The 22,380-nt window shown below is 50.0% G+C and carries 28 protein-coding genes; 14 read left to right on the top strand and 14 right to left on the bottom strand.

Going from position 1 to position 22,380, the window contains the following annotated elements; all coding sequences use genetic code 11:
* Nucleotides 1–5: 5 nt before the first annotated feature.
* Genes AJ81_RS05645 through AJ81_RS05635 form a run of 3 tightly spaced genes read left to right on the top strand, consistent with a single transcriptional unit; the run spans nucleotide 6 to nucleotide 2,511 of the window.
* Nucleotides 6–422 carry an RrF2 family transcriptional regulator gene (locus tag AJ81_RS05645; RefSeq protein ID WP_031505157.1) on the top strand — a complete coding sequence of 139 codons (417 nt, stop codon included), beginning with the start codon at nucleotides 6–8 and terminating at the stop codon, nucleotides 420–422.
* Nucleotides 419–1,375: a GAF domain-containing protein gene (locus tag AJ81_RS05640; protein WP_031505158.1), complete on the top strand. Its 957-nt coding sequence runs from the start codon at nucleotides 419–421 to the stop codon at nucleotides 1,373–1,375. The genes AJ81_RS05645 and AJ81_RS05640 overlap by 4 nt, the downstream gene beginning before the upstream one ends.
* Complete coding sequence (locus AJ81_RS05635; RefSeq protein WP_031505159.1) at nucleotides 1,372–2,511, top strand: type III PLP-dependent enzyme; 1,140 nt, start codon at nucleotides 1,372–1,374, stop codon at nucleotides 2,509–2,511. The genes AJ81_RS05640 and AJ81_RS05635 overlap by 4 nt, the downstream gene beginning before the upstream one ends.
* Here the strand turns inward: AJ81_RS05635 and AJ81_RS05630 are convergent.
* The 3 genes from AJ81_RS05630 to minD are packed head-to-tail and all read right to left on the bottom strand — an operon-like array spanning nucleotide 2,487 to nucleotide 3,992.
* A complete protein-coding gene (locus AJ81_RS05630) occupies nucleotides 2,487–2,888 on the bottom strand; it encodes a secondary thiamine-phosphate synthase enzyme YjbQ (RefSeq protein ID WP_031505160.1) in 402 nt (133 codons plus the stop codon). The two genes, AJ81_RS05635 and AJ81_RS05630, sit on opposite strands and share 25 nt — an antisense overlap.
* A gap of 7 nt (nucleotides 2,889–2,895) precedes the next feature.
* Nucleotides 2,896–3,171: a hypothetical protein gene (locus AJ81_RS05625; protein WP_031505161.1), complete on the bottom strand. Its 276-nt coding sequence runs from the start codon at nucleotides 3,169–3,171 to the stop codon at nucleotides 2,896–2,898.
* A gap of 5 nt (nucleotides 3,172–3,176) precedes the next feature.
* Nucleotides 3,177–3,992: a septum site-determining protein MinD gene (gene minD / locus AJ81_RS05620; RefSeq protein ID WP_031505162.1), complete on the bottom strand. Its 816-nt coding sequence runs from the start codon at nucleotides 3,990–3,992 to the stop codon at nucleotides 3,177–3,179.
* 552 nt (nucleotides 3,993–4,544) lie between these two features.
* Here minD and AJ81_RS05615 point away from each other — a divergent pair.
* The 9 genes from AJ81_RS05615 to AJ81_RS05575 all read left to right on the top strand — a co-directional run bounded on the left by AJ81_RS05615 (nucleotide 4,545) and on the right by AJ81_RS05575 (nucleotide 12,723).
* Nucleotides 4,545–5,129, top strand: coding sequence for a CBS domain-containing protein (locus AJ81_RS05615; RefSeq protein WP_231845482.1), 585 nt, complete (start codon nucleotides 4,545–4,547; stop codon nucleotides 5,127–5,129).
* Between the two features lie 5 nt (nucleotides 5,130–5,134).
* Nucleotides 5,135–5,842 carry an undecaprenyl-diphosphate phosphatase gene (locus AJ81_RS05610; RefSeq protein ID WP_081708836.1) on the top strand — a complete coding sequence of 236 codons (708 nt, stop codon included), beginning with the start codon at nucleotides 5,135–5,137 and terminating at the stop codon, nucleotides 5,840–5,842.
* A gap of 5 nt (nucleotides 5,843–5,847) precedes the next feature.
* Nucleotides 5,848–6,474 (top strand): MBL fold metallo-hydrolase, encoded by a 627-nt coding sequence (locus tag AJ81_RS05605; RefSeq protein ID WP_031505165.1) that lies wholly within the window; start codon nucleotides 5,848–5,850, stop codon nucleotides 6,472–6,474.
* The gene (locus AJ81_RS05600) at nucleotides 6,475–6,837 is read left to right on the top strand and encodes a carboxymuconolactone decarboxylase family protein (protein WP_031505166.1); all 363 of its coding nucleotides are present in this window, start codon (nucleotides 6,475–6,477) and stop codon (nucleotides 6,835–6,837) included.
* Complete coding sequence (gene polA / locus AJ81_RS05595; protein WP_031505167.1) at nucleotides 6,815–9,493, top strand: DNA polymerase I; 2,679 nt, start codon at nucleotides 6,815–6,817, stop codon at nucleotides 9,491–9,493. The genes AJ81_RS05600 and polA overlap by 23 nt, the downstream gene beginning before the upstream one ends.
* A 13-nt stretch (nucleotides 9,494–9,506) precedes the next feature.
* Entirely contained in the window at nucleotides 9,507–9,983 is a 477-nt protein-coding gene (locus AJ81_RS05590; protein WP_031505168.1) for a chemotaxis protein CheX, read from the top strand.
* Between the two features lie 170 nt (nucleotides 9,984–10,153).
* On the top strand, nucleotides 10,154–10,780 hold the full coding sequence (locus AJ81_RS05585; protein WP_031505169.1) for a hypothetical protein: 627 nt from the start codon (nucleotides 10,154–10,156) through the stop codon (nucleotides 10,778–10,780).
* Nucleotides 10,781–10,784: 4 nt separating this feature from the next.
* Nucleotides 10,785–11,306, top strand: coding sequence for a ribosome hibernation-promoting factor, HPF/YfiA family (hpf, locus tag AJ81_RS05580; protein WP_031505170.1), 522 nt, complete (start codon nucleotides 10,785–10,787; stop codon nucleotides 11,304–11,306).
* A 10-nt stretch (nucleotides 11,307–11,316) separates the two neighbouring features.
* Nucleotides 11,317–12,723, top strand: a complete 1,407-nt coding sequence (locus AJ81_RS05575; RefSeq protein ID WP_051368710.1) for an Rne/Rng family ribonuclease — start codon at nucleotides 11,317–11,319, stop codon at nucleotides 12,721–12,723.
* Here AJ81_RS05575 and fliD read toward each other — a convergent pair.
* Together fliD and AJ81_RS05565 are read right to left on the bottom strand one after the other, a co-directional pair.
* Nucleotides 12,720–14,513, bottom strand: a complete 1,794-nt coding sequence (gene fliD / locus AJ81_RS05570) for a flagellar filament capping protein FliD (protein ID WP_031505172.1) — start codon at nucleotides 14,511–14,513, stop codon at nucleotides 12,720–12,722. The two genes, AJ81_RS05575 and fliD, sit on opposite strands and share 4 nt — an antisense overlap.
* A 3-nt stretch (nucleotides 14,514–14,516) precedes the next feature.
* Nucleotides 14,517–14,891: a flagellar protein FlaG gene (locus AJ81_RS05565; protein ID WP_051368709.1), complete on the bottom strand. Its 375-nt coding sequence runs from the start codon at nucleotides 14,889–14,891 to the stop codon at nucleotides 14,517–14,519.
* Nucleotides 14,892–14,965: 74 nt separating this feature from the next.
* Here AJ81_RS05565 and AJ81_RS05560 point away from each other — a divergent pair, with 74 nt between their 5' ends.
* Complete coding sequence (locus tag AJ81_RS05560; protein WP_031505174.1) at nucleotides 14,966–16,216, top strand: TolB-like translocation protein; 1,251 nt, start codon at nucleotides 14,966–14,968, stop codon at nucleotides 16,214–16,216.
* Here the strand turns inward: AJ81_RS05560 and AJ81_RS05555 are convergent.
* The 7 genes from AJ81_RS05555 to AJ81_RS05525 form a co-directional block, all read right to left on the bottom strand.
* Entirely contained in the window at nucleotides 16,176–16,628 is a 453-nt protein-coding gene (locus AJ81_RS05555) for a chemotaxis protein CheW (RefSeq protein WP_031505175.1), read from the bottom strand. The two genes, AJ81_RS05560 and AJ81_RS05555, sit on opposite strands and share 41 nt — an antisense overlap.
* Nucleotides 16,629–16,649: 21 nt before the next feature.
* Nucleotides 16,650–17,072, bottom strand: coding sequence for a biotin/lipoyl-containing protein (locus tag AJ81_RS05550; RefSeq protein WP_031505176.1), 423 nt, complete (start codon nucleotides 17,070–17,072; stop codon nucleotides 16,650–16,652).
* Entirely contained in the window at nucleotides 17,048–17,413 is a 366-nt protein-coding gene (locus AJ81_RS05545) for an OadG family protein (RefSeq protein WP_031505177.1), read from the bottom strand. The genes AJ81_RS05550 and AJ81_RS05545 overlap by 25 nt, the downstream gene beginning before the upstream one ends.
* Nucleotides 17,414–17,422: 9 nt before the next feature.
* Entirely contained in the window at nucleotides 17,423–18,964 is a 1,542-nt protein-coding gene (locus tag AJ81_RS05540; protein ID WP_031505178.1) for an acyl-CoA carboxylase subunit beta, read from the bottom strand.
* Nucleotides 18,965–18,976: 12 nt separating this feature from the next.
* Complete coding sequence (gene mce, locus AJ81_RS05535; RefSeq protein ID WP_031505179.1) at nucleotides 18,977–19,384, bottom strand: methylmalonyl-CoA epimerase; 408 nt, start codon at nucleotides 19,382–19,384, stop codon at nucleotides 18,977–18,979.
* A gap of 41 nt (nucleotides 19,385–19,425) precedes the next feature.
* Nucleotides 19,426–19,641, bottom strand: coding sequence for an FmdB family zinc ribbon protein (locus AJ81_RS05530; RefSeq protein WP_031505180.1), 216 nt, complete (start codon nucleotides 19,639–19,641; stop codon nucleotides 19,426–19,428).
* 83 nt (nucleotides 19,642–19,724) lie between these two features.
* Nucleotides 19,725–20,168 (bottom strand): SRPBCC family protein, encoded by a 444-nt coding sequence (locus AJ81_RS05525; protein WP_031505181.1) that lies wholly within the window; start codon nucleotides 20,166–20,168, stop codon nucleotides 19,725–19,727.
* A gap of 67 nt (nucleotides 20,169–20,235) precedes the next feature.
* Between AJ81_RS05525 and AJ81_RS05520 the strand changes: the two genes are divergently transcribed.
* Nucleotides 20,236–20,958, top strand: a complete 723-nt coding sequence (locus AJ81_RS05520; protein ID WP_031505182.1) for a hypothetical protein — start codon at nucleotides 20,236–20,238, stop codon at nucleotides 20,956–20,958.
* Here AJ81_RS05520 and AJ81_RS05515 read toward each other — a convergent pair.
* Together AJ81_RS05515 and AJ81_RS05510 are read right to left on the bottom strand one after the other, a co-directional pair.
* Nucleotides 20,948–21,613, bottom strand: coding sequence for a thioredoxin family protein (locus AJ81_RS05515; protein WP_031505183.1), 666 nt, complete (start codon nucleotides 21,611–21,613; stop codon nucleotides 20,948–20,950). The genes AJ81_RS05520 and AJ81_RS05515 overlap by 11 nt on opposite strands.
* Nucleotides 21,614–21,627: 14 nt before the next feature.
* The gene (locus AJ81_RS05510) at nucleotides 21,628–22,278 is read right to left on the bottom strand and encodes a cytochrome c biogenesis CcdA family protein (protein ID WP_031505184.1); all 651 of its coding nucleotides are present in this window, start codon (nucleotides 22,276–22,278) and stop codon (nucleotides 21,628–21,630) included.
* Nucleotides 22,279–22,380 lie beyond the last annotated feature (102 nt).

The following is a 22,380-nucleotide window of genomic DNA, read 5'->3' as shown; positions in this document are numbered from 1 at the left end:
TCTTTTTGGGCATCACCGTTAAGAGTGAGTACGCTTTCAAGATACTTCTTTCGATCGGCGGATGTGGGGAACTGACCTCTCTCACGAAAGTTTCCCAAGGTGCGAACGTGCCGAAAGAGTTCGCTGAAAAGATCGTGCTGCAACTGCGAAAAGCCGGTATCGTGAAGGCGAGACGTGGAAGAAAAGGAGGCTACGAACTCGCCAAGGATCCGTCTCAGATCACCGCGTACGATATCGTGACGGCGGTGGATGAGTTGGACAAGATCGTGAAGTGCGATCCAGATATCTGTAACTGTGACGATAGGGAAAGCTGCGTGATCAAGAACATGATCTGGGACAGATTGATGAGCTGCATTAAAGAAACACTCATGAGTGTTACGCTCCGTGATCTGCTCGCTGCCTGCGGGAGGGAGGACACGTGAGAAAAGTCGTTCAAAACATTGCGGACGATTTTTTCGAGATCTTGCGCTACGACAAGAACAGATGGTTCGAATATTGGAAGATCTACAGAGCAAAGAACGAACCACTGATAGACGAGTATGAAAAGACGTTGAACTTATCTGAGGAATGGATCGTCACATTGTTGAAGAACATGGAGCGTCGAAACCTCGACAGACTCATGCAGTACTGGCACTCGATCTCGCACGAACAGAAGTACCACTGTTCGAAATTGATCACCGCAAAGCACGAGCTGTTCGAGCTCAGCCGCGAGGAGTTCGTGATCGTGCTGACCGGCCTGCTTGGCGTCAAGGACTGGGTCGCGGTAAAGGGTAAACGCGAATGGGTGATAATGATAGACCTTTTGAGCCTCTGGAACAACAAGAAGCTGGACGAACTTGCTTATGTTGCCTATCAGGCCGCGCTTGGCTTTAAGAGAGGCGAAAGGTACGGTGACTACGTTCCGAAAGAGGAGCTTTTTGCAAGACTCTGGAACAGGATCGAGGAAGCACTCGCACACGAAGAACTCGAAAAAACGATGGAGCAGGTATGCAGAATCCTCTATGAGAACGTACCCCATTACAACTGGGTTGGCTTCTATCTCACCGATCCTTCGAAACGCGACGAACTCGTGCTGGGACCGTTCGTTGGGGAGCCAACAGAACATGTGAGAATTCCTTTCGGAAGAGGCATATGCGGTCAGGCGGCCGAACGCAGAGTGACGTTCGTGGTCCAGGACGTGTCGAAAGAAACGAACTATCTTTCATGTAGTCCGAAGGTCGAATCGGAAATCGTGGTGCCGATCGTTGTCAACGGAGAGGTCCTCGGTGAGCTCGATATTGACAGCCACGTGTTGAACAGTTTTGATGAGAACGACAGGAATTTTCTTGAAAGAATCTGTGAAAAGATCTCACAAAAAGTGAGGATGAAAGGATGACGGTGAACGAGCTCGTCAGGAAAGCTGCAAAAAAACTCGAAACGCCGTTTTTACTGATCGACCTCGATATAGTTGAGGAAAACTACAGAAAACTTGCAAACGCCATCCCAGACTGCAGGATCTTCTACGCAGTGAAGGCCAACAGTCACCCGAGAATCATCGAGAGACTCAGAGATCTTGGAAGCAGTTTCGATGTGGCATCGGTGGGTGAAATCAACAAACTTTTGAGCCTGAATGTTACACCTGACAGGATGATCTTCGCAAACCCCATCAAGCGGGAAAAGGACATCGCCTATGCCTACGACATAGGCTTGAACCTGTTCGCGGCCGATTCACCCATGGAACTGGAAAAGATAGCAGAGAACGCTCCGGGATCTCAGGTGGTCATTCGCGTCGCTGTCGAAAACAGGCACAGCGACTGGCCACTCTCGAGGAAGTTCGGAGCAGATCCCATGACCGCCGTACAGCTCATTGAGCAGGCAGCCAGGTTGAGACTGAAACCAGTCGGTGTGAGCTTCCACGTCGGATCTCAGAACTACGATCCGAAGAGCTGGTGGAACGCGATCGAAAGCGTGGCACGCGTCTTCTACTGGGCCGAGAAACTACACGGGATCAATCTGAACGTCCTCGACATAGGTGGAGGTATACCCGTCAAACACGTCAAACCCATACCGACCGTGGATGAAATCGGAAACATCGTTGAGCAGGCGATCAACGAGTATCTCGGTGGAGTGAAGGACCTGCAGATCTTCGCCGAGCCGGGGCGTTCGATGGTTGGAGATTCGGCGATACTGGTCACAAGAGTCTTGCTGAGGTGCCAGCGCGGAAGTGAGGAGTGGGTTTACATCGATGCTGGAGTCTTTCACGGTCTGATGGAAACCATCGAGAATTTCCGTTATGAGATCGTTGTGGAAGGAAAAGAGGACGAGCAAAAGATGCCTTTCGTGCTGGCCGGCCCGACGTGTGACAGCGTCGATAAAGTATATGACGATGCGATGCTCCCTTACAACATCACCTTAGATGATATCGTGTACTTCATAAACGCAGGAGCCTACACCGTCGAGTACGCCACGAACTTCAACGGAATTCCTGGACCAAAAGTTTACTTCGTTCAAGACTTGGCCTCGACGATCTGAACGAACACTTGTCTCGCCCTTGGACCGTCGAATTCACAAAAGAAGACGCGTTGCCAGGTTCCAAGGGCGAGTTTTCCGTTCTCTATGAGGATCGTCACCGAAGGGCCTATCAAGCTGGCTTTGATGTGAGCGTCGCTGTTGCCTTCCAAATGGTGATAGTTTGCCCTGAAGGGGACGAGCTCGGAAAGTTTTTCGATGATGTCCAACCGAACGGAACTGTCAGCACCTTCGTTGATCGTGATGGCGGCCGTGGTGTGTGGCACGAACACGAAACAAACACCGCTTTTGACGCCCGATTCTCTCACAATCTGTTGAACCTGATCGGTGACATCGATCATCTCGATCCGTTGTTTCGTTCTCAAGGAGAAGCTCTTCATGGTTTTCTCACTCGAACATGACGTTGGTTATGATCACTATGTAGCCGTTGTGCTCTTCGAACTCGACCTTCACTCTCTCAGGGGAAACCTTGAAGGTGTCACTCACCCAGGTGACGATCTTCTCTTTTATCTTCTCTGAGTTCTCCTCGAACTCGGCTTTGGGGACGATCTCCGTAACAGAGACGGGCCTTCTCCTCTCGAGAATGGCCTCCAATCTTTTGTAAGCGGTGTCCCTACTCTTCTCTCGCTTCTTCTTTCTGCTGAAGAGGCCGAAGAACCACATCGTCATCAGCTCCTCTTCCTGCCGAAAAGATTTCTGAGGAAAGTCAAGAAACCTTTTTCCTGAACCTGCGCCAGATCCTGATCAAGCGGTATGGTTTCCCCCTTGAGTCGTCTCGCAACGTTCTCGAAGACTCTTGCCACACCAAGATCCCCATTCAGCACAACGGGTATACCTTTGTTTGTGGCAATGATTACGTCTTCGCAGTCCGGAATAACGCCGACGATCTCCAAAGCGAGTGTCGATGCAACGTCCTGCTCGGTGAGCATCTCTCCAGCCCTCACCATCTTTGGTTTGAACCTGTTCAGCACCACCTTCATCGCCTTCTCGTCGAAGCCGAGATTCTCCAGCAGACCAACGACCCTGTCCGCATCTGAGAGAGCCGGCAGTTCCGGCGTGGTGACTATCAGTGCCAGTTCGGCCGGTGCGACGGCGTTTCTGAACCCCCTCTCTATCCCCGCCGGGGAATCTATGATGATGTAGTCGAAAAGCGGGTGCAACGCTTTCACGACGGCCCTCATATCCTCGGGTGAAACCATTTCCTTGGTTGCAACCTGCGAAGTCGCCAGCAGATAGAGGTTACGTTGCTGCTTGTGCTTCACCAAAGCTTCCTGAGCACTGACCTTACCGTTCACCACATCGAGCAGCGTGTGCACAACTCTGTTTTCCAGACCAAGCACCACGTCCAGGTTCTTCAGCCCTATGTCCGCATCAATCACGCACACTTTGTCACCGAGCTTGGCGAGCGTACAACCAAGGTTGGCCGTAACTGTTGTTTTGCCAACCCCGCCTTTTCCAGACGTAACAACGATGACTTTGGCCACGAACGTTCACCACCTTGGAGCAACATTTTTCGCATAGATTTTACCACAGTGAGAACAACGTTGGATGCATAGTTCACCTACTACATATTGTGTGGTAGATTACGCACCACAACATGTGTAAAAGTGGTAGATTTCGTCTGAAAATGGCTTCAGTAGAGCATTTCGAGGTGGTAGATTTCTCCAAAGCCTGCTATTTTCATAGATAGAGTGATGTCATGCAAATTAGACCAGAATAGTCTAAAATTCGCTTTTTCTTTTATCATGCGTTTTTCAGAAATTTACCACCCAAAAGATTTAGAATTCAAGCGACTTTGAGCACTAATTTACCACTCTGGATGAGAAATTTACCACGCAACTTACCACGCAATCTACCACCCCCTCGGTGCGAGATTTATATCTTAGATAATGAATCTTCGTGAGCGCAAAATTTGCGTTACGAAACTTACCACCGCTATATTTATTACTACTACTACGAAAATGGTAGAATCTTTTTAGAAGTAGGGAAAAACCTTCTCAAAGCTGGGGGCGATTCGATTGTTTGTGAAAAACTGGATGAACACAGATTTTCCTCTGATTAGCGTTAGATCAACCGTTCAGGAGGCACTCAGTCAGATGAGAAAGTACAAAACGGACTACTGCGTCACCGTGGACGAAGAAGGAAAGTTCACCGGCTTCGTCTACAAGAACAACATCGCCAACGCTGAGCTCGAATCAAAAGTTGAAGACTACGTCGTGTTCCCGGACTTCTTCACACACGAAGACAGCTACATCGAAGAAGCCGCCCTGACTTTCAGGGAATCACAGGAACGTTGCCTTGCGGTTGTGGATTTTGATATGAAGGTCACGGGTGTGATCACGTTGACCGAAGTGCTGGAAGCGTTCGTGGCGATCACTGCCATGGACGAGCCCGGCGTTCGTGTCCTGCTCGAGTTGGAAGACAGGCCTGGCGAGCTCAAAAAAGTGTTTGACGTTTTCGCGCTGAACAGCATAAACGTGCTCGCTGTGAACACGGTTAAACGTGACGGTTCCCGAAGCGTGTCCGTAAAGCTCGACGCTCACGAACCAAAGCAGATAGAAAGATTGCTGAAAGAACATGGCATCCAGTTCTTGAAAATCGCAAAGGAGGAAGGATTCTGAAGCAGTTGTTCCTCGCGGCGGTCCAGGGTGCAACTGAATTCTTACCCGTGTCGAGTTCGGGTCATCTTTTGCTGTTCTCAAAGCTCTTGCAGGTCGATATCGACCTGCAGACAGTTGTTATGCTGCACGCGGGTAGCTTGCTCGCCATTTTATTGTTAGTTTATCGAGGCATTTTCAGGGCACTGAAGAACTGGAAGATTTTGATTAATTTAGTCATCTCCACCTTGCCCGCCATGTTTGTTGGCCTGTTCTTCGAAGAACAAGTCGAAGCGGTGTTTTCCAACGTGGGTTTCCTGCCGTTCTTCTTCGTCATCACGGCCGTTTTTCTACTTCTGTCCTCCTTGAAAGACGGAGAAAAAAGTTTAGATCACATGAGTGCAAGAGATGCACTTCTGATAGGTTTGTTCCAAGCGATCGCCATACTACCAGGAGTGTCACGCAGCGGGATGGTGCTATCCGCCGCGCTTCTGCTTGACTACAGAAGAGAAGAATCCGTTACGTACACTTTCCTCATGGCGATACCGGTTCTTCTGGGCGCGTCTTTGCTGAAGCTCAGGGAAACTTCTCTGACGATGAACCCTGCATTTCTGGTTTCTTTTCTCAGCAGTTTGGTGGCACTGGTGATCTTGAAGAAGGTAGTTTTGGTTCGAAAGTTGAGATGGTTCGCCGATTATTGTCTTGTCATAGCCTTTCTCAGCTTTCTTCTGGGGTGAGACCGATGAGATTTGAAGTTCTTGTACCTGGCGGTAGCATGAGAATTCCACCGTACGTGATGTCGCCTTACTGCACAGTGGCACTGCTCAGCGACGAGGAACGAACGGTACTCATAGAACCGGGCAGTTTTCCATCGTGGGAAGCTTTGGAACGAACGCTCAAAGAGAAGAATATCAAACCTGAGGACGTGACGGACCTGATAGTTTCACACGTACACATGGATCACATCTTCTGTTCGATCTTTTTCAAAAACGCCACGGTCCACGTCCACGAAAAGTACAGAGAGAGAAATTACGCCTCGTTCGGTCCAATTGCCGGACCGTTCTACACGATGGTGCTCTCAGGTTGGAAACAGGTTCACACGCTGAAAGACGGCGACGTGCTCTTCGACTGTGTGAAAGTCTTCCACACTCCTTACCATTCCTCCGAGCATATCTCGCTGTTGATAACGACTGAGAACATGGGTAAAGTCCTCATGCCGGGGGATATATGTTACAGCAGGATTGAGTATTTCGAGTACATGAAGGGTTACAAGAAAGATGCCACGGCGGAGTTTCTTAAAAAGATGTCTGAAGAGTGTGACTGGATTGTCTTTTCTCACGATCTTCCCATGAAGGTTGGTGGTGCGTGAATGGTGGAAGAATTCATCGATTACAGGGCAAAGTTGAACAGGTTGATTGAGGAGAAAGGCAACCTTCACACGAAACGTTTCATGAACCTGGACGCTCAGGTGTACGAAAAGGGCGCTCTGGACACGAAGACAAAAGAGATGCTCGGCTTGGTGGCCTCGATGGTCCTCAGGTGCAACGATTGTATAGCGTACCACATGATCAGACTCTTCCAGCTCGGAACGAGCGACGAGGAATTTTTCGAGATCTTCAACGTTGCGCTGATCGTGGGCGGTTCGATCGTGATACCGCATTTGAGGAAGGCAGTGGAAATTCTACAAGAGCTGAGGGAGCTCGAGAAGAATGGCAAGACTGTTTCTCTTTGATGGTACTGGCTTGGCGTACAGGGCTTATTATGCGATAGATCAGTCCCTCAGCACGAGCGATGGTATTCCAACGAATGCCACATATGGCTTGATGCGCATGATGATCAAGTTCCTCAAGGAACGCATCAGAGAGGGCGACTACGCGGGGTTCGCCATGGACAAGAAGACGAGGACCTACCGTCATGAGTTGCTCGCCGAATACAAAGCGCAAAGAGCCCCGGCGCCGGATGCTATGTTGCAACAGTTGCCCTACATAAAGAGAGGAGTCGAAGCGCTGGGTGTGAAGGTGCTCGAGTACGAAGGTTGTGAGGCAGACGATGTGATCGCAACACTCGCGAAGAAGGGCGAGAGTCGTTTCGAAGAGGTTCACATCGTCAGCGGCGATAAGGATGTTCTTCAGCTTGTGAGCGATAAGATAAAGGTCTGGAGACCCATCAAGGGCATTTCGGAGTTGGAGCTCTACGACGAGCAGAAGGTCCTGGAGAAGTTCCAAGTGCCACCCAATCACATCGTGGACTTGCTCGCGTTGGCTGGAGATACCGTGGACAACGTGCCCGGTGTGCAGGGGATCGGCCCGAAGACGGCAGTCGAGCTCATATCGAAGTATGGCAGTCTCGAGGAAATATACGAGAAGATCGATAAAAACAGCAGGCTGGGCAAGTTGCTCCTTCAACACAGAGAAGACGCCTTCAAGAGCAAGAAGCTCGTAACGCTCATGAGTGATCTGGAACTTGGTCTGAACTGGGAAGATTTGAGGTATGAGGGTTTCAAACAGGAGAAACTGATTGAATTTCTGAAAGAACTCGAGTTCTCAAGCTTGATGAAGGAGCTTGGACTCTACGCTCAGCAGCCCGAACAGACGCCTTACAGGGCGATCCTGACCGAGCAAGAGTTCGAGCAGCTCTTGCAGCGTATGCAAAGCAGTCAGTATGTCGTGATAGACACAGAGACAGATTCTTTGGATCCACTCAGTGCACACTTGGTGGGAATATCTGTCGCCCTGCCCGACAAGAGCAGTCATTACGTGCCTGTGGGTCACAGAAGAGGTCCCAACCTGCCGCTGGAGAAGGTCCTGAAAGGTTTGAAACCGATACTCGAGGATAAGACGATTAAAATCGTTGGACAGAACCTCAAGTACGATTATTCCATCTTCATGGCGCACGGCATCACGCCGAACCCGCCAGCCTTCGATACGATGATCGCGGCGTATCTGCTGAATCCAGACGAGAAGAGGTTCGGACTCGACGAACTCGCCCTGAAGTTTCTCAACTACAAGATGATGAGTTTCGACGAACTGGTCAAGAGCTCTTCTCCTCTGTTCAGTGCCGTGACCTTCGCCGATGTTGACGTTCAGGATGCAACGAAGTATTCTGCCGAGGATGCGGACGTGACGCGAAGACTTTACGAGCTTCTGAACGTCAAACTGCACGAGCAGGGTCTGACGGACGTGTTGGAGAAGATAGAAATGCCCCTGATAGTGGTGCTCGCCGAGATGGAACTCACGGGTGTGTACATGGATGTCTCCTATCTGAAGGATCTCTCTCTCAAGTACAGCGCGAAGATGAACGAGCTTTCGAGGCAGATATTCGACCTGGCTGGGGAAGTGTTCAATCTGAACTCTCCGAAGCAAACGGCCTACGTGTTGTTCGAAAAGCTCAAGATCAAACCGAAGGGTAAAACTCCAGGCGGTGAACTCTCCACGAGGGCCGATGTGTTGGAAGATTTGATTGAGGAACATCCCATTGTACCGTTGATACTTTCTTACAGGAAATATCAGAAACTGAAATCCACTTATCTGGATGTGTTGCCCAGGCTCGTACATCCAAAGACGGGAAGAATACACACGAGCTTCCATCAAACTGGTACGGCGACGGGAAGATTGAGCAGCAGCGATCCAAACTTGCAAAATCTTCCCAGCAAGCAGGAGGAAGGCAGGGAAATCAGAAAGGCCGTCGTGCCACAGCAGAGTGGATGGAAGATTCTGAGCGCGGATTATTCGCAGATCGAGTTGAGAGTACTTGCGCACATGAGCAAAGATGAGAACCTCATCGAGGCGTTCGTTAAGGACAAGGACGTTCACACGTTCACAGCAGCTCGCATCTTCGGCATCAGGGAAGAGGACGTCGGACCTGAGGAAAGATCCATAGGAAAAATGGTGAACTTTTCGATCATATACGGTGTTTCACCGTACGGTCTGTCGCAACGAACGGGACTGTCCTATCGGCAGGCGGAGGCTTTCATAAAAGAGTACTTCGAGCTCTACCCACATGTCAGAGAATATTTAACGAAGACTGTGGCCTTTGCGAAAACCCATGGGCACGTGAGAACACTTTTTGGAAGAAAGCGTGAGGTACCTCAGCTGAGATCCTCCGATTCCTCGGTTCGACAGGAAGGTGAGAGGATCGCGGTCAACACGCCCATACAGGGTACGGCGGCTGATATAATGAAACTTGCGATGATCGCAGTTCACAGGTTCCTGAAGGAGAAGGGCTTGAGAACGAAGATGATCCTGCAGGTCCACGATGAACTCGTTTTTGAGGTACCGAACGAAGAAGCCGAATTGGTTACAAAAAAGGTCAAGGAGATCATGGAAACGGTGGTAAAATTGTCAGTACCGTTGAAAGTGGATGTGAAACTGTCCGAACACTGGGAATGAGGAGGTATCAACGGTGGATGCACGCATCGTGAACGCGCTGATAGCGGCCGTTATGAACACGCTGAAGGCCCTGTTGAACGTCACACCGGCTGTTGGAAAGCCAGGTCTTCTGAAGGAGATCAAGCCGAAGTACGACATGGTCACCGTGATAGGTTTCAGCGGTGGTGTGGACGGTAACTTGATATATTCCTTCAGCCCGACCACGGCGTTGAAGATCGTATCGAAGATGATGGGTCTTCAGTACGATGCTCTTGACGATCTTGCCATGAGTGCGATCGGAGAGCTTGGAAACATGATCGCTGGTGCATTAGCCATGAACCTTGAGAAGGTCGGTTGCAGGATCGTCATAAGTCCACCAACCGTCGTTACGGGAAAGAACCTCAAGCTGACCGTAGAAGGACTCGCGATAAACCTTTTGACGAGCATTTTTGATGCCGAAGATACCGAGATCATTCTCGCAACGAAGGGCTCGATGAAGTGTCAACAATGATCGCTCTTGTTTTGGTGCTATCGTCCCTTTTGCTGATCTTGCTCGTTGTGGCGTTCCGTGTTTTTAGAGATACACAGGATGAGATCAAGAGGAGATCGGTCTGGTTGATAATTCTGTGTGTCGTATTATTGGTTTTGTCGACACTGTTTTGGATTTTGGGGGGATGAGGTGTGAAACAGTTGAACGAACTGTTCGATCTTAAGGCGAGACCATCACATCATTTGATGGTCTACTGCGGCCTGATTTTCTTCGTGGCAAACTTTCTCGGTTTGATAGCCTCAGTGATCGTTGTTGCGTCCTGGTCGCTCTACGCTAACAGATTCCTCGGTGTGACGCAGGGTCTGTCGTTCGTGAGTGGGCTTGGGTTGTTTGTTGGATTTCTCAAGTGGCGTGGCTCGATCAGAGAGATTCAGCGGCAACTCGCCGAGCGTTTTCCGAAGTACTCCTCTTTGATCTTGACGGGTGATGAACTTTGGATGCTCCTTGGACTTTCGGCATCCGTTGCCGGTCTGTTCGTAACACTCGTTCTTCCGTTCGGTTTCTTGCTCCTGCTCGCTGGACTGGTTATGCTGGAGTATCAGCTGTTGTCTGCGATGAAATCGCTGGAAGGTCAGGAACAAAAGTTCTTTTCGGAAAACGACGTGCAGATTTCGACATGTCTTTCGAAAACGTACGACGTGTCCTATCTGATCTATTCTCTCGTCACGCTCTACGGTCACAGCTTTGTCAGGATGCAGGAAAACCTTGAAGCGATCGAGTGCTATTTGAAGGTCAGACAGGACATTCTTGGGAGGTGAATGGATGAACTACAGGTTCACGACGCGAGGCTTTGAAGCCACAGCTGCCATGCATCAATATCTGGAGAAAAGGCTCGAGAAGGTCGACAGAGTCATCAAGGATGAGGAGCTCGTCTCGGCGGAAATCAAAGCCGAAAAGGACGCAGTGAATTACGTGGTGAAGGCGAACATCAATCTCAGAGGCAACGTGATCGTCGTTCAGGAGAAAGATCCCGATCTGTACGCGGCGATAGACAACCTGTGCGACGCACTCGAAAAGAAGGTCAAGAAACTCAAATCAACGATCAGAGATAAACACAGGGAACCCAAACAGCTGGAGATTCCGAGCGTAACGGAGGAAAGCGAGGAAGAAGTGGCCGAAACCAGGAGACTGCCTTTGAACGTGATGCCGATGGAGGAAGCCATTCTCCAGTTCAAGGCTATGGATAGACAGTTTTTCTTGTTCAGAAACAGCGAGACGGGTGAGATCAATCTCTTGCTCCTCAGAAAGGATGGAAAACTGAGCCTTTACGAATTCTTCGAGTGAGGTATTGAATGTGCCCACCGCTCTGATCATAAACGTTCATGAGAATTTCGTCAGTGGCGCTATTCTTGAAGATGGTGAGCTTCAAGAGGTCTTCGATGAAGAGAACGAGACCATAGCCGGGAACCTCTACGTGGGCGTGATACAGAAGATCATACCCGCCTTGAACGCAGCCTTCGTCGACATAGGCGAGGGGAAGAATGGCTTTCTCAGGATCAGTGATGTTGGTAAGTCTTACGTACAACAGGTGCTCAGTGGCAAGCAACCCGCAGAAGGCTCGAAGCTCTTGGTTCAGGTCAAACACGACGCTGTCGGACAGAAGGGGCCTCAGCTTACGTGCAAGCTTTCTCTGCCAGGTCGTTACGTGGTTTACTTTCCGATGTCTCGGGTCAGGGGTGTGTCAAAGAAGATCGTCGAACAGCGCGAGAGGGAGAGGTTGAGATCACTCTTTTCAAAGCTTGAGAAAAACGAAGGTCTCGTCATCAGAACTGCTTCTGAAGGTATGCCCATGGAAATCATAGAGGAGGAGCTTCAATCGCTCAGGCAAGAATGGCAGCAGATCCTGTCCAGTTTCAAAAGGTCGAGAAGAGTGAAATTGCTGAGAAGAGAACCCACGGCGATAGATTACGTTCTGAGAGAACGCTTGAACAAGAATGTCGATGAAGTTTACGTCAACGAAGAGAAGGCCTACGAGTTGGTCAAGCAGGAGGTCAAAAAGATCAGCAAATCCATCGTCGTGCACTTCGTTGAGGGAGACCTCTTCGAACGCTTTAGCATCTACCAGCAACTGAACCTTTTACAGAGACGTACGATAGACCTGCCCAGTGGGGGCTATCTGGCGCTCGACACGACGGAAGCCATGACCGTGTTCGACGTCAATTCCGCAAGTTTCACCGGTGGAAAAAACCACGCTGAACTGGCTTTCAGGATCAACATGGAGGCCGCGAAAGAGATTGCCAGACAGCTGAGATTGCGCAACATAGGTGGTATCGTGGTGGTGGACTTCATCGGAATGCCAAACAAAGAATACTACGACAGACTGTTCAAAAAGATCCGGGAATCGTTTGAGAAAGACCCAGCGCACGTGGAGCTTCTTGGGTTCACACGCCTTGGGCTGTTCGAGATGACGAGAAAAAGAAGAACCCCATCGAGCGAGCAACTGCTGTTCTCACCGTGCCCGATCTGCAAAGGTTCAGGCAGAGTGTTATCCGCCACGATTGTGCTGAAGAGACTCTCCAACGCGCTGAAGGAGATAGATCTGTCTCAATATGGTTCGGTGAAGATAAACCTCCACCAGCGTTTTTCCGGTTACATGGAGAAAATCAAGGCCCTCGTTCCGGCCCACAGGGAAAAAGTCAAGGTGAGCTTCACCCATCCCGATCCAAACGAGTTCGAGATCACACTATCTAAGAAGACTTAACGGTTGTTCCTGCTCAGGCTGGCGAACTGTGTGAGCCAGCTACCCTGAGCCTGCATCCTTGACACAACCTCTTCCATGGCGGAGAACTTGCTCCAGAGATACGCTTCTCTCTTCTGTAACCGTTCCAGCCAGCTCTGCAGTTGCTTTGCCAAGCTTCTCATCTGATTCGTTATGGTCCCGCTTATGCCCGCGATGCTGTCGATCCTTCCACCGAATCTGGTGAGTTCTCTGACGTAAGAGTGAATCTGTTGTGCGAAACCGTTCGTATCTCCAAAGAAGGCCCACACTTTCTCAGGATTTTCCCTTAGAACCGCCTTCAGCTGGTCTTCGTCGAGCTCGAGCTTTCCCATCTTCATGTTCTGATAACCGTAGCTGCTCGTCCTTATACCTATTTGCCACAGATAGGAGATCTCACCCTCGATACGTGTTGTTATGAAGCCTCTCAATCTGAAAAAGATCTCGTTCAGAAGTGGATCTCTTTGAAGAATCCCTTGCAGCTTCTCTTCCTCGCTGAGCTCTTCGGCGTTTTTGCCCGTCACCGGCTTTTCGTGGTACTTGTTGTAAATGTACTCCATGAGCTCGTTCCACTTGTCGACGAATTCCTTTACTTTCGAGACGATCGAATCAACGTCGTTCTCAACGTTGAAGCTCAGAGGCGTTTCGACCAGCCCTTTAACCTTTATCGAGAGTCCCATGTAACTGAATTCGGTTGTGGAAGAGTAGAGATCGATCCAGTTCACACCATCACTGCTCAACTGAACGTGTGTCACACCGCCGACGTTGAACTGACCGACGTCCATGCCGAGCAGTGCGAGCAGGTTCGTACCGTTGTCTTCGAAGGTTATAGCGTTCGCACCCGTTTGGTTCGATGTCACGATCAGTTTGTCTGAGTTCTGATCGTAAGCTGCAGTTACTCCAGCGTTGCTCGAGTTGATCGCGTCTATCAATTGATTCAACGTCATGTTTGTATCGACGTTGATCTCGACGTTGTTGATCTTCAAAACACCGCTTGTGATCGATATTCCACGGTAGGTAGAGATCTGAGACAGTGTCCTGTACGGTGAGACGGCTCCCACGTGTGCAGTGCTACGAAGAACGTATTCTCCAGCCTCTTGAACGATGGGAGCATCCTTCAGATTGAAAACGTGACTGAAGGTACCTTGTATCGTTTGGATGGCGAAAGCCTGACTGCTCTCGATGATCAGTTTTCCGTTCTCGAATCTGACGTTGCCATAACCGAAGATATCGTCGAGCTTGTTGACGATGTCAGAGATCGTGTCTTCCGTCGAGATGTTGACCGTGTGCACCGTCGCACCGACTTGGATCTTCAAGACGGAGTCGGTCGGGTTGTATCTGTAAACCAGATCGCCAAACTTCGTGGAAGGATCGACCTCGGGCCCTATCGTTCTTCCACTCGTCGTGGAACTTCTGCTCGCGATCGACAGCACTTTGATTTGGTAGCTGCCAACCAAGGCAGCGGCAGATGCTTCGATTGAGACTTTGTCAGAATCAATTGAGACTTTCTTCGCCATGAGTGTGGCCTGTAATTTGAAGCTGGCCAGAAAGGTTTCGAAGCTTTCGAGTTTTTCTTCCAGCTGCTGGTACGCCTTTTGTTTCAGCCCCAAACTCTCGTACTTCTGATACAATCTTTCAGCTGGTCTTGCCTCGATCTGCATCAACGCGTCCACGATGTCGGCCGTGTTCAACCCGGAGGCCAGACCACCGAACTGAATGTTTGACGATCTGTATCTGTAGTTTATACTCGACGCGATCTTGGATATGGCATCCATGATTCACACCTTCTCATCGAACAAGATACCCATCAACTCTTGAAGGTTCTTCGCGATCTTTACCGCCACCTCTGGTGGGATCTGCCTGACGATCTCACCTGTGTCTCTGTCCTTTATCTTGATGATTATCATGTTGAGTTCACGCTCTATCGTGAACTGGGCCTCCGTCTTGAAGAACCTGCTGAGCCTTTCAAAGGTTTTCTTGAGCGAGTCCATCGCCTTGGACAGATCCACATCGTTGTTCTGTTGTTTCTGAGGTTCTTCGGAGGCTTTCTCCACGTTCAACTGAAGTTGTTTCACGCTCTCAGTTTGAACCTTGTTCACATTCATAGTATTCGTGTTGTGATGAGGATCCATTCTCACAGAATCCACATTCATGGGTGCACCCCTTCCTCTATATTATTGATCGACGGACACACAGAATCCTTTAATCCGATGGTACAATTTTATCGATGAGCGCAGGAAGGTTTTCGTTACTTTTCGCGTTACTCACGTTCATAAGCTGTTTTGCGACCGTCGGTCTGAGGATCACGATTGTCTCTGACGAGCAGAGCAAAGAGCTCGCGAGTGACGTTGCCAGTTCTATTCTCTCACTCGTTCCTCAGAATGTGTTCGTCTCCATCGAAATGGATGGAGCAACGCTCACGAGTAACGATCTCGCTTCGATCGAAGAGGAGTTCGCTTTGAGCTTTTCTATCAGTTATGATGCCACGAGAAACGCTTACTACGCAAGCTGGCTGGAATTTGACAGTGTCGTTTACAGTTGCAGCTATTCGCCGAGAGCGGAAAAACCTTACAGGGAGTTCGTCAGAGAGTGCGCGCACTATCCGCTCGAGAAAGCCGCTCTGAGACTTTTGGTGACTGGCAAATTCGAAAAGTATCTGCGCGTGACCTACCATCCCTCGGTGGACGAATACAGCAGTTTCAGCCCCAACGGTGAGCTTTTCGCCTTCATCACCGATAGGCTTGGTGGTAACAGGAACATCGCCCTGTTGAACTTGACGGAAGGCACTCTGAAAGTTCTGCCCGTTCACGGCAGCAGCGAATACTTTCCCAGATTTTCACCCGACGGTTCGAGGCTCGCATTTCAAGGATCTCTGCACGGTTTTTGGAACATCTACGTGATGCCGATCGAAGACCACGCGAGGAACATCGTGCTCATCTCTGCTGGCAACGCACCCGCCTACTCACCAACGTGGCTGGATAACAACACGCTCTTGTACGTTCAAGACACAGAAGCTGGCAACGCCATGTACCGAGCCACGCTCGCCAGGCGCCGAACCAAACTGAACATAGAAGGCTTCGACATGGTGTTCTCACCGGCCGCACACGATGGGACGATTTACTTCGTTGGCCTCAAAGAAGCCAACTTCGGTATCTACGCGCTCACGCCCGAAGGAAGCGTTGTCTGCGTCGAGGATGGCTTCTACAACGAACACGATCCGGCGATTTCGCCGGATGGACGTTACCTCGCGTATTCCTGCAACTGTCTGGGATACTACGCCATATGGATCAAGGACCTACAAACCAACGAAAAGTGGTGTCTCACAGAAGAACTGAGGCAAGATGCATTTTACCCATCGTTTTCGCCCGATGGACAACTCGTTGGTTTCAGCGCGAGCGAAGGTTTCTTTGAACCGGACATATGGTTCGTCAGGTTCTTCAAACCTTCAGATTCTCAAGAGCAATCTTCTCTTCCTTAGACAAGATCTCTTCGGCGTTCAAGATGATCAACAGTTCTTCACCTATCTTGGCTATGCCTAAGATGAAGTTCGCCCTCGTTCCTCCAACGCCCGCCGGAGGTGGCTCAATCTGCTGGTCGGTCAGCGTGAGCACCTCGTGCACCTGATCGACGAGCAGGCCAACCCTCTTGCCCTTCATGTTCACGACGATGATCTTCGCTGACGCCGAACGGCCCGTGTCCGGCATGGAGAATTTCCTTTTCAGGTTGATGATCGGTATCACGTTGCCGCGCAAATTCATGATCCCCTCGACGTAGTCAGCAGATTCTGGCAGTTTCACGATCTTTCCCACTTCCACTATGCTGTCGATGTTCATGATGTCCAATGCAAACTTTTCTTCCCCCAGAGCGAAACTCACGACCTTCAGTTCCATTCGTGTAGCCTCCTTTTTCGATCAGCTTATCGTGATCAAGGTCTGCCCAGTCTCCACGTTGTCTCCTTCCTTCACGAGGACCTTAACAACCGTACCTTCGTGCTCGCTGACGATGTCGTTTTCCATCTTCATGGCCTCGAGAACCAACAGTTTCTGTCCTCGCTTGACCTGTTGTCCCTCGCTGACGTGCACCTTCACGACGAGACCCGACATCGGTGCTTTTACTTCTACACCACCAGCCTTTGGTGTTGGTTTCTCTTTCGGTTGTTCCACCTTCTTTGGCTCAGCTTTCACGTTTTGTGTTTGCACCTGCTGGGGTTTTTCAACCAACTGTGGCTTTTCGACGACGGGTTGAACCGATTGAACGATCGATGAGCCTCCGATCTCCTCGACCTCAACGATGTATTCTTTGTTGTTTATCACCACCCTGAACTTGCGCGCCATCCTCTCGCTCCTTTCCAACCGCTCTTTCTCCAGCTTGTGGTTCTCTCCTCGAAAGAAAGGACCCTACCTTTGGGTTGCATGACAGGTTTTTCACTCTCTAAGCTCATATAAGCCATCACCGCTCCAATGACGGCCGCCTCCATGGTTTCGTCCTGTTCAACGTTCTCCTCGGTTTTGACGAAATTTTGTGTGGTTTTCACCTCACCACGTGAGGTTCTGCGTTGTTGCGAGGTGAAGATCTTTTCCATTATCACAAAAATGATGTACAGTATCACGAACACCAGGAAAACCGATCCAATTCCAACCACGAGCACTGTGAGGTTGCTGATATCGTTGGACATACCATCACCTCACAACGGTATGTTGTCGTGTTTCTTCTTCGGCAACGACTGAACCTTGGTGCGACAGATCTCTAAAGCCTGAGCGATCCATTCTCTGGTCTTGACAGGCTCTATGACAGCATCAATGTAACCTCGCGACGCTGCCACGTAAGGGTTGGCAAACATTTCGCGGTACTGTTGTACCAGTTCTTTCCTCTTCTCCTCCGGATTCGGTGCAGTCTCTATCTCTTTTCTGAAAATGATGTTCGCCGCACCGTCCGGTCCCATGACCGCGATCTCCGCGGTGGGCCAGGCTGCGACCAGATCGGCGCCAAGGTGTTTGCTACCCATCGCGATGTAGGCTCCCCCATAGGCTTTCCTCAGTATCACGGTGATCTTCGGAACTGTTGCTTCACTGTAAGCGAACAAAAGCTTTGCACCATGTCTGATGATGCCTCCGTGTTCCTGTTGTACGCCCGGCAGGTAACCCGGTGTGTCCACGAAGGTGACAATGGGTATGTTGAAACAGTCGAGAAATCTTATGAACCTCGCGGCTTTGTCAGAAGAGTCTATGTCCAAAGAACCTGCGAGCACCGAAGGTTGATTGGCGACTATTCCAACGCTCGTGCCTGCGATCCTTGCGAAACCCACGACGATGTTTCTCGCATAGTTCTTGTGTACCTCGAAGAAGCTATCTTCATCGACTACCATTTCTATGACTTTCCTGACATCGTAACTCTTCGTGGGTTCCACAGGCACGATGTTGTTTATCTCTTCGCTCATTGAGAGTGAGTAGTTTCCGGGAACGAAATCGGGTTCTTCAAGGTTGTTCTGGGGAATGTAGGAGAGAAGTTTTTTGATGATCTGTATCGCTTCTTCCTCGTTCGAGGCCAGAAAGTGGGCGTTTCCGCTCTTGGAGTTGTGGACGTAAGCTCCACCGAGATCTTCCTGACTTATATCCTCGCCGGTCACGGCTTTGATCACGTTTGGGCCTGTGATGAACATCTTGGCCGTCTTGTCGATCATCACCACGAAATCCGTTATGGCGGGCGAATACACCGCACCACCCGCGCACGGGCCAGCTATGAGTGTGATCTGCGGTATAACACCAGATGCGAGCGTGTTCCTGTAGAAGATTCCTCCGTATCCAAAGAGCGAGTCCACACCCTCCTGAATCCTCGCTCCCCCAGAATCGTTTATACCGATCAAAGGAATACCGAGTTCCATGGCCAAATCCATGAGCTTCATGATCTTCTTGGCGTGCATCTCACCGAGAGAACCACCCATCACGGTGAAATCCTGCGAGAAAACCGCGACCAGCCTGCCGTTGATCTTTCCAATACCCGTCACGACACCATCGCAGGGAAGCTCTTCTTTGTCCAGGCCGAACGTTGTGGCTCTGTGCTTGACGAACTTGTCTATCTCCATGAAGGAACCTTCGTCCAAAAGGAGCGCGAGTCTCTCGCGGGCCGTCAACTTGCCCTGTGAATGCTGTTTTTCTATCTTGTCCTGTCCCCCTCCGAGTTCGACCTTTTGTTCCAACTCTTTGAGCTTTCTGATCAGCTCTTCCATGCACACTCCTCCTCAGTGATGACCTTCCACCAGTTCGACCAGAACCCCACCGACGGATTTCGGATGTAAGAACAGCACGCGCGTTCCTCCCGCACCGGGTCTTGGGGCATCCGAAAGTGGTTGAAAACCGTTTTTCTTCGCCATTTCAACGGCTTCATCTATTCCCGTCACGTTGAAGGCGATGTGATGGATGCCCTCACCCTTGCTCTCCAAGAACTTGTTGATCTCAGATTGCTCGTTCATCGGTTCGAGCAGCTCGATCTTGCTTTCACCAACTTCTATCATGTAGATGCGAATACCACGCTCTGGGAGTTCTTCGGTGTGCACTGATTTCAAACCGAGAAAGTCTGAGTAAAACCTCAGTCTTTCCGAAGCGTTTCTCACCACTATGCCGACGTGATCTATCCTATGAACCTGCACAGCTTCACCCCCTCCAAAAGTTTGATGGGGCGCTTGCCCCATCACGCAGCTTCTTCGCTCTTCTCCTGTTTTTTGTTTTCGTTCTTCTTGTTGTCCGTCACGTAGAAACCGCTACCTTTGAACACCACGGCCACTCTGCCAATGGAGCGTTTCATTTGTGAACCACACTCACAGAGGATCGTCGGATTTTCGTTCATTCCATGGAGGACGCGCTTTTCAGAACCGCATGTTTCACAAACATACCTGTAGAAGGGCATCTGGACCACCTCCTGGTCTGTTCGTTCGTCGATCCTTCATATATTATGCTACCTGAACTGATTTGCCAAACGGTTAATACTTCTTAAATGAGAATTAAGCCACGCTCTACGTAGGCTTTCGCGAGACACAGCATCTGACCCCAGCCGTACGCACAACCAAGCGCGATCGATAATTCCTTTTCACCGTCGACGAGCACGGAATCTTCTATCTTCAACCAAGATTCGTTCTTTCCGTGCGGTACAAATGTCATCTTTACCCTCGATCTGAAACCATCTTCGTATTCGTACCACCAAAACTCGAAGACCTTGAAGGTTTCCACGAAGATCACTACACCACGATCTTCCACAACTTCGTCCGCCGTGATTCGCTTCCAACGGAACCGAATGTGACCACCTTCGAAGGTTTCCATGCTCATACCGTCGGTGAACCACGGATCCCAGCCGTTGGGATTCACAAAGAGGTGCCACAACTTTTCCACCGAAACGTTGAAATGTTCCACGAAGTGCATTTTCACCGTTTGAAGCATCGACGACACCGACTCAATTTTACTATAGTGAGTGATAGAATAAAAAAGCACAGAAGGAGGTGAAAGCGTGGATTTTGAAATCTTCAAATTGAACATGATCTTAGAACTCTGGTACATCGTTCTGCCGATGTGTGTCTTCGTCGTCTTTGCGGCGAGGTACCTCGAGAACATCCTAATGTCGTTGCTCGGTTTTCTGCTCGGTAGTTTCTTCGTCAGTCCCTTGATCATCGAATGGATGGGGAGAGTCGAGTTCCTGAGTGGATTACAACAGAAACTTTTGGAGAACTCGACTGCGCATTTGATCTTCGTTCTCGTCTTGGGCGTGTTGTGTGGTGCGGTTCTGTACGGTCTGTACAAGATTTTCGTTTTCCTTGCAGGTTTTCTCGCGGCAGGTGCGCTGGGTTATTATCTGACGCGTCTGATCCTTCAGTCTAAGGAGCTGGGTGCGATCGGACAATTAGATCTAAACGTGCTCGTATCCATTGGTGTTGGGTTGTCACTCGGTGTGGTCTGCGGTCTGATCGCCGTTAGAAAGAGCAGTCAGGTGCTCGCCGTGATATCCCTTCTCGTTGCGAGTGGCCTTCTGTCCTTCTCTCTGGTGGGATGGTCGTACGTGCTGATGACGAGAAGTCCCACAGAGGAAATTTCGAAGATGTTCGAAAGCCAACCGATCACCTTCGCGTTCGTGGTCGTTTGGCTCGTTCTGTTCGCACTCAGCGTGCTTTTGAACTTCAAAAAGAGGGCCAGAGTGGCCCCTCGAGAAAGCAAAAGCAACAAGGTCAATCAGTGACCAAGAGCACACGAAAGACTCCAAGTTCGTTCAGTTTGTTCGCGATCTGTTCATCTTTGGTAACGTACACCTTGAAAATATCGGGCTTTTCCACAGCTGAAGCGACGAACAACGCGTTCGGATCGTTCTGAAGCACAAAGTTCGCTTCCTCTTGTGTCACACGCAGAAGCTTTCTCTCACCCACGAAGTTGTCCTTTTTCTTCGCGTACTGAGAAAAATCTTCCTTGATCTCCTGATAGACGTACCTCAGAATCTGAGCGAACGTGCTTGCCGGAGCGTAGCCTGGCAGGTATACTAAAGGAGTTGCCTCACTGCTGAAGAACCATGTGGTCGGCACACCACTGACGTTGAAATAGTTGAACAGTTGAGCGTAGCTCATCCTCTGTCCAAAGGCTTCTGTTGACCTGCTTGTGTCGTACATCGCTTCGACGAAAATGAAGTTCGCCATGATGAGTTCTTTCACCGTTCGGTCCGTGAGCGTTTCGTTCTTGAGCTTGACGCAGTATGGACAAGTTTGCGTTGTGAAGACGATGGCGAGTTTTTTCTGCTCGATCCTGGCAAGTTTTACCGCGATGTCCACGTCGTTCAAAAGAATGCTCTGGGTGAATCCAACCAATGCAAAGACTGTGAGCGCGATAGACAAGAACTTTTTCATTCAAACCACTCCTCTCAAACGAAGGCTTTTCCGCTGATGATCAAAAATCCTATGAGAAAAAGTAAAGCACTCGTTCCGTACTTCAAGATCCTTTCCCAAAGTGGCGTTCCAAAGCTCACCTTGGTGAGCAACTTCGACACGACTCCACCGATCGTCAAGAACGGTATGGATATACCCAGCGAATAGATGAAGAGTAGCATGGCTCCTTTCAACGCGGTTCCCTTCGTGGCGGCGATCGCCAAGATGGATGCCAGCACCGGACTGGCGCATGGAATCCAAACCAGACCCACACCGAGTCCCAATCCAACACCGGACAGAACTCCACCCGCCGTGAACTTGTTGAGTTTCACAGCCCTGGGCTTGAACAGTTGCACCTGCAGAAGGAACAACACACCCATGACGATGATCAAAGTGCCGGACACGTACCGAAGCAGATTCTTGTCCAGAAAACTGCCAAGGCTACCCGACAGGGCACCCAGAGCCGAGAAGGTCCCAGACAGTCCCAAAAAGAAGCCAGCTATCCTGAGGAAAGCAACTTTACCTTTATCGTACAAGAGTAGCGCCAAGAAAGAAGGTAACAATGGCAGGGCGCACGGGCTCAAGAAAGAGATCAAACCATGCACGAGCGCCGTCCAGATGTCGACCTGTGTGACAGTTATAGCCATGCGTTTTTCCCTCCAAAAGTAGACCGGTTTTGTCGGAAATATTTTATCACAGATCATGCGCGCACTACAACGATGTGTTGTAAAATTCTTGTGAGACGAACA

Source organism: Pseudothermotoga hypogea DSM 11164 = NBRC 106472 (assembly GCF_000816145.1).
GTDB lineage: Bacteria > Thermotogota > Thermotogae > Thermotogales > DSM-5069 > Pseudothermotoga_A > Pseudothermotoga_A hypogea.
This window is presented reverse-complemented; position numbering and strand designations above follow the sequence as displayed.

Coding starts and splice junctions, on each gene's coding strand:
- AJ81_RS05510 (WP_031505184.1), bottom strand. CDS start 22,278: ATGGCTATAACTGTCACACAGGTCGACATCTGGACGGCGCTCGTGCAT.
- AJ81_RS05625 (WP_031505161.1), bottom strand. CDS start 3,171: ATGTGGTTCTTCGGCCTCTTCAGCAGAAAGAAGAAGCGAGAGAAGAGT.
- AJ81_RS05525 (WP_031505181.1), bottom strand. CDS start 20,168: ATGCTTCAAACGGTGAAAATGCACTTCGTGGAACATTTCAACGTTTCG.
- polA (WP_031505167.1), top strand. CDS start 6,815: ATGGCAAGACTGTTTCTCTTTGATGGTACTGGCTTGGCGTACAGGGCT.
- AJ81_RS05550 (WP_031505176.1), bottom strand. CDS start 17,072: ATGGCGCGCAAGTTCAGGGTGGTGATAAACAACAAAGAATACATCGTT.
- AJ81_RS05545 (WP_031505177.1), bottom strand. CDS start 17,413: ATGTCCAACGATATCAGCAACCTCACAGTGCTCGTGGTTGGAATTGGA.
- AJ81_RS05600 (WP_031505166.1), top strand. CDS start 6,475: ATGGTGGAAGAATTCATCGATTACAGGGCAAAGTTGAACAGGTTGATT.
- AJ81_RS05605 (WP_031505165.1), top strand. CDS start 5,848: ATGAGATTTGAAGTTCTTGTACCTGGCGGTAGCATGAGAATTCCACCG.
- AJ81_RS05530 (WP_031505180.1), bottom strand. CDS start 19,641: ATGCCCTTCTACAGGTATGTTTGTGAAACATGCGGTTCTGAAAAGCGC.
- AJ81_RS05630 (WP_031505160.1), bottom strand. CDS start 2,888: ATGAAGAGCTTCTCCTTGAGAACGAAACAACGGATCGAGATGATCGAT.
- AJ81_RS05515 (WP_031505183.1), bottom strand. CDS start 21,613: ATGAAAAAGTTCTTGTCTATCGCGCTCACAGTCTTTGCATTGGTTGGA.
- hpf (WP_031505170.1), top strand. CDS start 10,785: ATGAACTACAGGTTCACGACGCGAGGCTTTGAAGCCACAGCTGCCATG.
- AJ81_RS05555 (WP_031505175.1), bottom strand. CDS start 16,628: ATGGAACTGAAGGTCGTGAGTTTCGCTCTGGGGGAAGAAAAGTTTGCA.
- AJ81_RS05635 (WP_031505159.1), top strand. CDS start 1,372: ATGACGGTGAACGAGCTCGTCAGGAAAGCTGCAAAAAAACTCGAAACG.
- AJ81_RS05540 (WP_031505178.1), bottom strand. CDS start 18,964: ATGGAAGAGCTGATCAGAAAGCTCAAAGAGTTGGAACAAAAGGTCGAA.
- AJ81_RS05560 (WP_031505174.1), top strand. CDS start 14,966: ATGAGCGCAGGAAGGTTTTCGTTACTTTTCGCGTTACTCACGTTCATA.
- fliD (WP_031505172.1), bottom strand. CDS start 14,513: ATGGATGCCATATCCAAGATCGCGTCGAGTATAAACTACAGATACAGA.
- AJ81_RS05565 (WP_051368709.1), bottom strand. CDS start 14,891: ATGAATGTGGATTCTGTGAGAATGGATCCTCATCACAACACGAATACT.
- AJ81_RS05615 (WP_231845482.1), top strand. CDS start 4,545: ATGAACACAGATTTTCCTCTGATTAGCGTTAGATCAACCGTTCAGGAG.